This is a genomic window from Paenibacillus ottowii, from assembly GCF_050516475.1.
Lineage (GTDB): Bacteria > Bacillota > Bacilli > Paenibacillales > Paenibacillaceae > Paenibacillus > Paenibacillus ottowii.
On record NZ_CP191577.1, the window covers coordinates 3,735,998 to 3,748,005 of the forward strand.

The following is a 12,008-nucleotide window of genomic DNA, read 5'->3' on the forward strand; positions in this document are numbered from 1 at the left end:
CTCTAATGATTGAATTCAGCTTACCACAGACCTCTACCGTTCAAAACCCTTTTCTATTTACCTTTACATACCAAAAAACCTTCCTCCTCTCCGGAGAGATGGGGAAGGTTCTTCCTTGCCACAAAATGCAATGTTCTATATTGGTTACTAATACGATCAGTATGGAGCCTCTAGACTGAACCGCCCCAGCTTTCCTGCACGTAGCTCACGCAAAATAATCTTTGAGGCCTTTTCGAGATCTACACGTCCGCCACTAACGATACAGCCACGTTTACGTCCGATAGCCTCCATAACACTTACAACATCATCTGGATTTTCTGTATCCTCAGGACGTTCAGTAAGCTCAAAACGCTCTGCCATGGCATCCCAATAATATTGGATAAAATACTTTGTCGCGAAAAAGGCAATGTCCTCTACATTCAGAATTTCTTCCTTGATCGCTCCTGTAACTGCCAGACGATAACCGACGTTCTGATCCTCAAATTTAGGCCATAAAATACCTGGTGTATCCAGCAACTCAATTTCACCGGTCTTGATCCACTGTTGTGCCTTCGTTACTCCTGGGCGATCACCTGTAGCTGCAATATTACGTCCTGCCATTCGGTTGATCAATGTCGATTTGCCTACATTCGGAATACCAACAATCAAGGCACGTATAGGACGAGGGTTCATTCCCTTTGAAATCTGCCGGTCTATTTTTTCCTTAAGCAACAGCTTAGCCTGAATCGGGATTTCCTTGAGCCCCGTCCCTGTTGTGGCATCCACCGGAAAGGCTACATGCCCCTGTTCCTTAAAATAAGCAATCCATTGCTGTGATACTACAGGATCCGCCAAATCTGCCTTGTTCAAAATAATCATTCGCGGCTTGCCTTGCAAAATATCATCAATCATTGGATTTCGGCTGGAAAGCGGCAATCGAGCATCAATCAGCTCAATAACCAAATCAATCAGCTTTAATTTTGCTTCAATTTGGCGGCGCGCTCTGGTCATATGACCAGGAAACCATTGAATCGTCACCGTCATCACCCCGTTGAGCGTAACTCCTACTTTCACCCTCAGGCTTATCGTTAGAATTACGGCAGCTATGCTGCTTATTTGTTAGTTCTAGTGGTTAATCCACTGCATATCCTTCGCTGGCCAGAAAATCACATCAGCCCGACCCACGACTTCCTTCAAATCAATATATCCAATCATCCGGCTGTCTGTACTATTTGAACGGTTATCGCCCATAACAAAAATATGCCCTTCTGGCACTTTTCCATCCTTAAATTTCTCATTTGGAAAATTGGTAAACTTATTGTAAAGTTCGCCATTTTGATGTGCTTCTTCCAAAGGAGCCTTGAGATAAGGTTCTTGAATCGGCTTACCATTTACTGTAATCGTGTCGCCTTCTACCTTGACCGTATCGCCCGCTACAGCAATGACGCGCTTGATGAAATCTCTTTTTTCTTCCGGGACATGGAATACAATCACTTCACCCGGTTTAGGAGCACGAAAATCATACAGTATCTCATTTACAATGACGCGTTCTCCGGTATGAAAGTTAGGCTGCATCGACGGGCCATCCACAATAAAAGGCTTAAAGAGAAGCCAGCGGATTAAAAAGACAAGCACTAACGCAATAATGATGGCCTTGAGCCACTCAAAAATCTCATTTTTTGGTTTACGCTTGGACGTACCATCCTGATCAGTTGGCTGTTGTACAGCTCCTTGTCCTACTTCTTGCTCCATAGCTCACTGTCCTCTCTTTACGGTCAATTATCCACAGTTCCCTATGTACGTAGAAAAAACGAAAGGAGCTTGTAAACAAGCCCCTTTCGTTATTCGTTGTATTAACGACGAATTTCTTTAATTCTCGCTGCTTTACCGCGCAGTTCACGAAGATAATAAAGCTTCGCACGACGCACTTTACCACGGCGAGCCACTTCGATTTTATCGATTTTTGGGGAATGAAGTGGGAAAGTTCTTTCCACACCTACACCGTAAGAAATTTTACGAACTGTAAAAGTCTCACTGATTCCACCACCACGGCGTTTAATTACTACACCTTCAAACAACTGGATACGCTCACGAGTTCCCTCGATAACCTTCACGTGCACTTTTAAAGTGTCACCAGGACGAAAGTTAGGCAGATCCTTACGAAGTTGTTCTTCAGTAATCGCTTGGACGATATTCATCTATGACTCCCTCCTTCCGTACAGGTGTTCATGTTTCTTCTGGAAACACATTCGTTTCCTTCATCATCCACAGAGGACCACCGTATTACACACAACAGATGTATTGTATCATGGAGGTTACCGCATTGCAACAACAAAAAGGGATTTGACCAAACATTATTTAATTGACTTTATTATAAAACAGGTCACCGCCTGCTTTCAAATCCACTCATGTATATCGCGCTTTATCGCTAGTCTCCGGACTTGTCCGATTGGCGCTGCTCTTCAATCCACGCGCGTTCCTTACCTGTCAGCTCAACCTGTTCCAGCAGGTCCGGTCGACGTTCCATCGTGCGACGTAACGCTTCTTGTCGTCTCCAAGAGTCAATATTGATATGATGGCCTGACAAGAGTACATCAGGCACTTTCCAGCCCCGAAACTCAGCAGGCCGGGTATAATGGGGGTATTCCAGCAGCCCTGTACTAAACGAATCTGTTACTGCACTCGTTTCATTCCCCAACACCCCTGGTAACAACCGTGTCACACTATCAATGACTACCATAGCCGGCAATTCCCCACCAGTCAAAACATAATCGCCAATCGAAAGCTCGTCTGTCACCAGATGCTCCCGAATACGCTCATCATACCCCTCATAATGCCCACATACAAAAATAAGATGGTCCTCTTTGGCCAGCTCTTCCGCCTTCTTTTGCGTAAAAGTCTCGCCTTGTGGACACATCAAAATAATACGCGGAGCCTTTATGCCTGCGTAATGTTCGACATCTTCATCTCGGACAGCTTCATCGGGAGTTTCAGATGTTGGTCGCTCTGATTTATCCAGCAGCGCTTCCACCGCAGCAAAAATAGGTTCAGGCTTCAAAACCATGCCGCCCCCACCACCATAGGGCGTATCATCCACTTGCCCATGTTTGTTGCCGGCATACTGGCGAAAATTAACCGCTTGCAGTGATACAATCCCCTTATCCCTTGCTTTTCCCAAAATGCTTGCATTAAAAACTCCGTCAAACATCTCTGGAAACAGGGTTAGCACATCCACTCGCATTACAGCAAACCTTCCATTAGCCGTACCGTAACCTGTTTTTCACGCACGTTTACATCCAAAATAACATCTTCGATATACGGCAGCAACAATTCCTTGCCTTTAGGCATTTGGACGACCCATACATCATTCGCTCCCGGTGTCAAAATTTCTTTTACCACACCGAGCTCAGTTCCGTCTTCCGTTACTACTTCCATACCGATTACTTCATGAAAATAGAATTCGTTTTCCTCCAATTCGCCTAGCCGTTCAGCAGAGACCTTCAACAAAGTACCTTTATATTTTTCAACATCATTGATATTGTGATATTCCTTAAATTTAACGATAACCATATTTTTTTGAAAACGCGCTGTTTCGACAGTTACGGGAACCGGTGCTTTACCATCTGCCGGAACAATCAACAGCTCACTGCCCTTGGCAAAACGATCCTCAAGAAAATCAGTTGTCGTTAATATTTTTAGCTCGCCGCGAATTCCATGTGTATTCACAATTTTTCCGACATTAAACATTTGCTGCATCGTGTTCCTCCTGCACGTAATCGGTTCCGCTCCATATCATCTTCATCATGTACGAAAAAGGGTTAGGACATACATCCTAACCCACTTTCGTATATCTTTAAGATATGATGTCTACGGTAACCCGTTTATCCATCTTAACGGCTGCTGATGCAACCACAGTGCGAAGCGCCTTGGCGATACGACCCTGCTTGCCAATGATTTTGCCTACATCCTCAGGATGTACACTAAGCTCATACACTACAAGCCGATCCTTCTCCAAGGTCTTCACGGTCACATCTTCCGGATGATCGACTAAAGCCTTAGCAATGATTATCACTAATTCTTCCATGGTTGACCCTCCGTATCAGCACCTTATTTCTGTGTTTTAAGTTCATGAAACTTTTTCAACACGCCCGCTTTGCTAAGCAAGTTGCGAACAGTGTCGGATGCTTGTGCACCATCTTGCAACCATTTCAGCGCTTTATCTTCATCAATTTTTACAACCGCTGGTACTGTAATAGGGTTGTAGTAACCGATTTCTTCGATAAAACGACCGTCACGCGGGGAACGGGAATCAGATACCACGACGCGATAGAAAGGAGCTTTATGTGCACCCATACGTTTCAGACGAATACGAACTGCCACGAAAATTCACCTCCTTCAAAAAGTAGACTGTATATTGCTATCCCATACTCCAAAGGCCTACTGACCTTTTAACGGAAAGGAAACTTCATACCTTTGCCCATGCTCTTCAGCTGCTTCAGAGCCTTGTTTTTACCACCCTTAGGTCCCATCATATCTGAGAACTGCTTCATCATGCGACGCATTTCGTCAAATTGCTTTATCAGACGATTTACCTCAGCCAGTGATGTTCCACTACCTACAGCAATCCGCTTGCGGCGACTATGATTAATCATATCCGGGTTTTGCTTTTCCTGTGTAGTCATCGAATGAACGATAGCCTCAATCCGGCCCATCTGTTTGTCATCCACTTTGATGTCTTTCATTTGCTTCATGTTGCCCATACCGGGAATCATGTCGAGAATCTGGTCAATTGGGCCAAGCTTCTTAACCTGATCCATTTGCTCCAGAAAATCCTCGAACGTAAACTCGGCATTACGCATTTTCCGTTCCATTTCCTTCGCCTTATCGGCGTCGATATTGGACTGCGCCTTTTCAATCAGGGACAACATATCACCCATGCCTAAAATCCGTGAAGCCATCCGTTCGGGGTGAAACGGCTCCATTGCATCCAGCTTTTCACCTAATGTAGCAAACTTGATCGGGCATCCTGTCACAGCTTTAACTGACAAGGCAGCGCCCCCACGAGTGTCGCCGTCCAGCTTTGTCAGTACAACACCTGTTAACTCAAGGCTATTGTTAAAGTGCTCTGCAACGTTCACTGCGTCCTGTCCTGTCATGCTATCTACTACTAGCAGAACTTCATCAGGCTTGACGTTAGTATGAATCTGGCGCAACTCTTCCATGAGTTCTTCATCAACATGAAGACGACCGGCAGTATCTATAATAACGTAGTCATTGCCGTTATCCTTAGCATGCTGCAAACCCTGTTTTGCGATTTCCACCGGGCTTGTCTGGTCTCCCATCGTAAATACAGGTGCATTAATCTGCTCGCCGAGAATCTGAAGCTGCTTGATCGCGGCAGGTCTGTAAATGTCACCCGCTACAAGCAATGGACGATGGTTTTGCTTTTGCAACAACTTCGCCAGTTTACCGGAAGTCGTCGTCTTACCTGCGCCCTGGAGACCCACCATCATAATGACTGTAGGCGGTTTGTTGGCTTTGGCAAGCTTGGCCTGACTGCCACCCATCAACTCAGTCAATTCCTTGTTCACGATGTCGATGATGACCATACCTGGCGTAAAGCTGTCCATCACTTCCTTACCAACGGATTTCTCCTTTACCTTGGCAATAAAGTCTTTTACAACCTTGAAGTTAACGTCCGCTTCTAGCAAAGCCAAGCGCACTTCACGCATCGCCTGAGCCACATCATCCTCAGACACTTTTCCTTTGCCGCGCAGTTTACTGAATACATTTTGTAAGCGAGTCGATAATCCTTCAAATGCCATACTTTCGCACCTCCTTGTCTACCAGGGTCGTTAGTTCTTCTTTATATAACCTACAATTCCTGCAGGCGATTTACAATCTGTTGGACATGTTGCAGAGTGCCCTCATCGGGCTTACCAACTTTACCGAACGCATCATATAATGTCGCATTGAGTTCTTCTAAATCTTGGATTCTCCGCTCATGCTTACTTAGCAATCCGAGCTTGTCCTCATACATTTCCAATACCTGTTCAGCACGTTTAATATGTTCATAGACTGCCTGACGGCTAATCTGGAATTCCGATGCAATTTCCCCTAAAGAAAAATCATCATGGAAGTAATATTTTAAAAACATCTGTTGCTTCTCTGTAAGTAGAGGTTCATAGAAGTCAAACAGTCGGTTAATCCGGTTTGTCTTTTCCAGCCGATTCTCCTGACTCATCGTATATACCTCCATCGTCAAGGAAAAACACTTTACAGTTCTTTTCAACGTTCCTTATCATACATAAAAGAAAAGAAGATGTCAAGCGTTATCCCTTGTCATACAAAAAAAAGCCGACCCACTGCCCCTAAATGGGAGTACGGATCGGCTTTTTCCCCTCTCTCACTTACACCCTTACAGGAGTAAGATACAGCAGAATAGCCAAAAAATGAAGTATGCTGCCTGCTAAAACAAACAGATGCCAGATTGCATGGTGATACGGAAATGCTCGCCACACATAAAAAATGGTGCCCAACGTATACATGAGACCACCTACAAACAATAACGTCATCCCTCCGGCGGGAACAATAGCCGTCAGGGGATTCCAGGCAATAGTAATGAGCCAGCCCATTATAATGTAAAACGCTGTAGACATAAACAGGAAGCGTTTAGTGAAGAACGCCTTGAACAATACACCAAACAGAGCGATCCCCCAAATCACTCCAAACAGCGTCCATCCCAGCGTACCTCGCAATGCAACGAGCATAAAAGGGGTATAGCTCCCCGCAATGAACAGGTAAATACAAGAATGGTCGAATATTTCGAACAAATCCTTCAATTTCCCTTCACGCAGGCTATGGAGCAACGTGGAATTGGTATACAGCAACAGCATCGTAATCCCGTAAATTGTAAAACTTACGACATGCCAAGCAGTTCCTTTCATGCTAGCAAAAACAATGAGCAGCACAAGTGCCGCCACACTTAAAACGGCTCCAATACCATGTGTAATCGCGTTGGCTACTTCTTCCCGTCGGGAATAAGTATAGGTGTTTGCCATCGTTTTTTCACCCGGCTTCCTGTGTAATATTTTTCATACAAAAAACTTATCCGGCATTGTCAAACCTCTTGCTTTCATTATACAGCCGGGCGGACTTAAGCAGCAACAGGAGCACTGCTTAGTTCCGGACTTATAAGCAAGCCTAAACAAGCAGGATTAGTTCTGCTCTTCCTCGCCAGCAGCAGTTGCTTCGGCAGCCTCTTCTTGGATCAAACCAGCGAACAACGCATGAACGAATTGTTCTGAATCGAACGGTTGAAGATCATTTACTTTCTCACCTAAACCCACCAGCTTAACAGGTAAATTCAATTCCTGACGGATGGCCACGACAATCCCGCCCTTTGCTGTACCATCCAATTTCGTCAGTACCAGACCGGTTACGCCGCTCTTCTCACCAAACAGTTTGGCTTGGTTAAGTGCATTTTGTCCAGTCGTCGCATCAAGTACCAACAACACTTCATGAGGAGCATCTGGAATTTCACGCTGGATAACGCGGAATATTTTGTTCAATTCTTCCATCAGATTACTTTTGTTCTGAAGACGTCCTGCTGTATCGCATAACAAAACATCTACTTGACGCTGCTTGGCAGCCTGTACAGCATCAAACATAACCGCAGCTGGATCAGAACCAGATTGCTGTTTAATAACCTCTACACCTGCCCGCTCACCCCAAACCTCCAACTGTTCAATCGCGCCCGCGCGGAACGTATCTCCAGCAGCCAACAATACTTTTTTGCCCTCTTGTTTAAAACGGTGCGCCAGCTTACCAATGGTCGTTGTTTTGCCGACTCCATTGACGCCTACGAATAGGATGACTGTAATCCCGTCAGGGTTCATTTTGAGTTGACTATTGTCATTGCCCCGCAGCAACTCGGACAGCTTTTCCGACAATACAGGCTGTAACTCGGATGCATCCTCGATTTTGCGTTTTTTCACTTCTACCCGCAAGTCTTCAATGAGGTTCATAACCGTGTTGACGCCTACGTCTGCTCCGATCAGAATTTCTTCCAGTTCTTCATAAAATTCTTCATCAATTTTTTTACGGCGAATCATTAGGTCCGTTACTTTTTCAACAAAACCTTTACGTGTTTTTTCCAAGCCATCTTTGAACTGCTTGGTGACTGATTCCGTTTTGCTCGCAATGCTTTCCTTCAATTTTCTAAAGAAACTCATAGATTCCCTCCGTTGATCTGAAAGTATGTTATTTGATGTCAGGCAATCTCAGCTTCATCGTTGTCCAGCTTGACAGATACGAGTTTGGAAACCCCGCCTTCTTCCATCGTAACCCCGTATAGCACATCAGATTCTTCCATGGTGCCCTTACGGTGTGTAACTACGATAAACTGTGTCTGCTCTGAGAATTCACGTAAATACTGAGCAAAACGCACCACATTTGCTTCGTCTAATGCTGCTTCTACTTCATCAAGTACACAGAATGGGACAGGTTTAACATGTAAAATGGCAAACAACAATGCCATGGCTGTTAAAGCCCGTTCACCACCTGACAACAACTGCAAGTTCTGAAGTTTCTTGCCTGGCGGCTGAGCTACAATGTCAATTCCCGTCTCCAGCAATCGCTCCGGATCAAGCAACACAAGGTCTGCACGTCCACCTCCGAACAGCTTGGAGAAAACCGTTCCAAATTCGCGACGGATCGCATCGAACGTGGTCTTGAAGCGCTTGGACATTTCATCATCCATTTCACGAATTACCTGATAGAGCGTTGTCTTAGCCTCTACCAAATCGGACTTTTGCTCATCGAGAAACGTATAACGCTCATGTACACGCTGGTATTCTTCTATGGCACCCAGATTGACCTCACCTAGCGCAGAAATCCCGCGTTTGAGTCTTTCCACCTCACTCTGCGTACCTTCAATATCTTCCGGTATAGGGTAACGCTGTTTGGCCAGCTCATAGCTGAGTTCATAATCATCACTCAATTTTTTCAAAACATTTTCCAGTTCCACATCAAGTCGGTTTACTCCAATTTCCGTTTGACGGAGTTGTTCCTCCACCGACTTAAGCTGGATTCGCTGTTCTTTCGTATCATTCTCAGCTACTTCCAGTTTTTTGGACAAGCTACTGCGTGCAGCCCGTTTGAGGTCCAATTGCTGTGCAGCTTCTTCCTTTTTCAACCGATATTGATTGAGATTCTCAATCTGCTTAACGGTCTCCTGCTCATTAGTGAGCAGATCTGCTTCGATGGAAGCAAGCAAGGTCTTATTTTGTCTTGAATCTTTACCAAGGGTATCATAATCTCCACGCAATCTGCGAATCTGCTCTTCCAGCGAAAAGCGCTCTTGGTCCAGCTTGCCTTCTCTTACCTTGAGATTCGTGAGTTCTCCCTGGAGTTGCTCTTTAGCTGATTCATTCGCTTTACGCGCAAATTCGGCAGCGTGAATAGCCTGATGCGTTTTCTTCTCTTCTTCCTCCAGCGCAGCCAACTTGACCAGCGCTTCTGCACGGGAAGCTTCCAGTTCCTTGATTTCCTGATCAAAGCCTTTTTTCTCCTGACCAGACGCAGCTACCTGCTCCAGAACATGACGAAGTTCATGCTCAAGTTGTTTGAGTTCCATTGCCATTTGCTGCTCTTCGGTCCGCTTCACATCGCCGCCCTGGCGCAGTTCGTCCAGACGGGTCTGAGTCTCCTCTAGCTGTCGTTTGGTATCTATTGCACTCTGACGCAACCTGGCAATTTGCTGTTCCGTATCCAGAATGTCTTGATCCAACTGATCCAGCTGACGTTTACGACCTAGCAAATTAGCATTTTTCTTGAACTGGCTCCCCCCAGTCATAGAACCGCCTGCATTGACTACATCGCCTTCCAGCGTGACAACGCGATATCTATACTGACAGCGGGCCGCAATACGATTGGCATCTTCCAACGTACGAGCGATGACCACATTCCCCAAGAGGCTGCCTATAATTCCGGCATATCGATCATCGTACTGAATAAGATCTGCAGCGATTCCGACAAAGCCTTCAGCGCTTTCTACAATTTGGCGTTCCCCCGCACCGATCTGACGCGGGCGGATAACATCCATTGGCAAGAATGTCGCTCTGCCCAGTTGACGTTGCTTTAGAAAACTGATCGCCTGTCTGGATACCGATTCATTTTCCATCACAATATGCTGAACTGAAGCGCCCAAAGCAGTTTCCATCGCCTGTTCTAATTGCTCAGGTACCCGAATCAGCTCTGCTACTGCTCCATGCACACCATGCAAAGTTCCTTTGCGTGAAGCCTTTAACACTTCTTTAACTCCGAGCATGAAGCCGTCAAAGTCATCCTGCATTTCTTTCATCGTATCTCGCCGTGAAATTTGGGCCTCTCGTTTTTGTTCCCATTTACGAACTGTGCCCTGGTTTTCTTCCAGTAGTTTTTGCAAGGCCTGGTACTGTTCACTTCCCTGGATATAGCCACTGCGCAAACTGCTAATTTCCTGTCCAAGCTTCTGAATCGCCGCTTCCAATCCTTTTTTGCGCTGTTCAAGTTCGGCTTTTTGCACTTCCCATTTGCCAGATTCATCACTCACGCGATTCACTCGGCGTTCCAACGCTTCCTTCTGTTGGTCGGTATAACGAATTTCGTTACGCGCCTGCGCCATCTGGTTCATCAGCTCCAGCAGGCCACCCTTTAGGCTTTCTTCCTGCTCCTGGCTGATTCCACCTGTGACGCCAATCAGTTTGGCCTCTTCGTCAGACAGTCGCGCACGCAACTCGTCCAGCTCAACATTCAGCGCTGACAGCTTCTCATTCAGTTGATCCAGTTCACTTTTGCGTTCGGAATGCCGTGATTCGCTTGTGCTGAGGGATAAAATCAATTGTTCCCGATTGGCCTCCAAATTACGTGTACGCTCTTTGAGCAATTCACCATAGCCTTCACTTTTTTCCGTAGCTTCACTGTATTGCAGCAGATCTCTTTGCAGACGTTCTACTTGCTCTTCCAGTTGCCGTAATTCATTACGGTCATTTTCCAGCATTGCATCATGGCGGGACACCACTGTAGATAATTGAAGCTGCTCTTGCTGCAACAAAGCTAGTTTGGAAGTTGCATCGCTCCATGAAGTATGAATCTGTTCAATTCGGTGGACGTACATCGAAATTTCTTTTGATTTTAATTCACTGCGCAGCTCTTTAAAATGAATCGCTTTTTCAGACTGCTCCTTAAGAGGTCCAATCTGATCCTCCAGTTCACTGACCAAATCGTGAATACGCAGCAGATTTTGCTCTGTTTCGTCCAGCTTGCGAACTGCATCTTTTTTACGTGATTTATATTTTACGATACCCGAGGCTTCCTCAAAAATACCCCGTCGATCCTCAGATCGGGTACTTAAAATTTCTTCAATACGTCCTTGTCCAATAATTGAATAAGCTTCTTTACCAATGCCTGTATCCATAAACAGCTCTGTAATATCCCGAAGTCTGCATGATTGCCGATTAATGAAATATTCACTATCCCCACTCCGATGCACACGTCGCGTTACCGTCACTTCACCAAAATCCAGAGGCAACGCCTGATCTTCATTATCCAGCGTGAGCGATACTTCACCGTAATTAACAGCCTTACGAGCATCACTACCTGCAAAAATAATGTCCTCCATCTTGCCGCCACGCAGTGATTTGGCACTCTGTTCGCCCAGCACCCAACGAATTCCGTCAGAAATATTACTTTTCCCGCTTCCATTGGGTCCGACGACAGCCGTAATGCCGCGGACAAATTCCATTTCCGTTTTATCTGCAAACGATTTGAAGCCCGCCAGCTCAATGCGCTTTAAAAACATGCTCAATCTCACCTCTAACATTCAAATGTGCTTGTACAACTCCATTAATCTGATTGATTGAATTATCCCTATTGTAGCATAAGACTAATTTGAAAAAAGCACAGTATCGACGCTCACGTTACAGCAGTAAAGCCACGAAAAAAGAGCAAAACGCAGTCCATTCGCCAATATGGGCCGGGACTCCCCG

12 protein-coding genes are annotated in these 12,008 nt (G+C 45.5%); all 12 read right to left on the reverse strand.

What is annotated here, in order from left to right:
- Positions 1-156: 156 nt before the first annotated feature.
- Complete coding sequence (gene ylqF / locus ACQQ6X_RS17335) at positions 157-1,017, reverse strand: ribosome biogenesis GTPase YlqF (RefSeq protein ID WP_063209153.1); 861 nt, start codon at positions 1,015-1,017, stop codon at positions 157-159.
- Positions 1,018-1,104: 87 nt separating this feature from the next.
- Positions 1,105-1,731 carry a signal peptidase I gene (gene lepB, locus ACQQ6X_RS17340; RefSeq protein ID WP_149032750.1) on the reverse strand — a complete coding sequence of 209 codons (627 nt, stop codon included), beginning with the start codon at positions 1,729-1,731 and terminating at the stop codon, positions 1,105-1,107.
- A 101-nt stretch (positions 1,732-1,832) separates the two neighbouring features.
- On the reverse strand, positions 1,833-2,177 hold the full coding sequence (gene rplS / locus ACQQ6X_RS17345; protein ID WP_007429998.1) for a 50S ribosomal protein L19: 345 nt from the start codon (positions 2,175-2,177) through the stop codon (positions 1,833-1,835).
- Positions 2,178-2,407: 230 nt separating this feature from the next.
- Positions 2,408-3,220 (reverse strand): tRNA (guanosine(37)-N1)-methyltransferase TrmD, encoded by an 813-nt coding sequence (gene trmD / locus ACQQ6X_RS17350; protein WP_305166335.1) that lies wholly within the window; start codon positions 3,218-3,220, stop codon positions 2,408-2,410.
- Positions 3,220-3,735 carry a ribosome maturation factor RimM gene (gene rimM / locus ACQQ6X_RS17355; protein WP_305166336.1) on the reverse strand — a complete coding sequence of 172 codons (516 nt, stop codon included), beginning with the start codon at positions 3,733-3,735 and terminating at the stop codon, positions 3,220-3,222. Before rimM ends, trmD begins: the two co-directional genes overlap by 1 nt.
- Before the next feature lie 97 nt (positions 3,736-3,832).
- Positions 3,833-4,063: a KH domain-containing protein gene (locus ACQQ6X_RS17360; RefSeq protein WP_013309863.1), complete on the reverse strand. Its 231-nt coding sequence runs from the start codon at positions 4,061-4,063 to the stop codon at positions 3,833-3,835.
- 23 nt (positions 4,064-4,086) lie between these two features.
- Positions 4,087-4,359, reverse strand: coding sequence for a 30S ribosomal protein S16 (gene rpsP, locus ACQQ6X_RS17365; RefSeq protein WP_013370647.1), 273 nt, complete (start codon positions 4,357-4,359; stop codon positions 4,087-4,089).
- Between the two features lie 68 nt (positions 4,360-4,427).
- Positions 4,428-5,804 carry a signal recognition particle protein gene (gene ffh / locus ACQQ6X_RS17370; protein WP_305166337.1) on the reverse strand — a complete coding sequence of 459 codons (1,377 nt, stop codon included), beginning with the start codon at positions 5,802-5,804 and terminating at the stop codon, positions 4,428-4,430.
- Positions 5,805-5,854: 50 nt separating this feature from the next.
- Positions 5,855-6,223, reverse strand: coding sequence for a YlxM family DNA-binding protein (ylxM, locus tag ACQQ6X_RS17375; RefSeq protein WP_305166338.1), 369 nt, complete (start codon positions 6,221-6,223; stop codon positions 5,855-5,857).
- Positions 6,224-6,389: 166 nt separating this feature from the next.
- Entirely contained in the window at positions 6,390-7,040 is a 651-nt protein-coding gene (gene trhA / locus ACQQ6X_RS17380) for a PAQR family membrane homeostasis protein TrhA (protein ID WP_305166339.1), read from the reverse strand.
- 156 nt (positions 7,041-7,196) lie between these two features.
- A complete protein-coding gene (ftsY, locus tag ACQQ6X_RS17385) occupies positions 7,197-8,213 on the reverse strand; it encodes a signal recognition particle-docking protein FtsY (RefSeq protein ID WP_149032744.1) in 1,017 nt (338 codons plus the stop codon).
- Between the two features lie 38 nt (positions 8,214-8,251).
- Positions 8,252-11,821 carry a chromosome segregation protein SMC gene (smc, locus tag ACQQ6X_RS17390; RefSeq protein WP_305166340.1) on the reverse strand — a complete coding sequence of 1,190 codons (3,570 nt, stop codon included), beginning with the start codon at positions 11,819-11,821 and terminating at the stop codon, positions 8,252-8,254.
- Positions 11,822-12,008 lie beyond the last annotated feature (187 nt).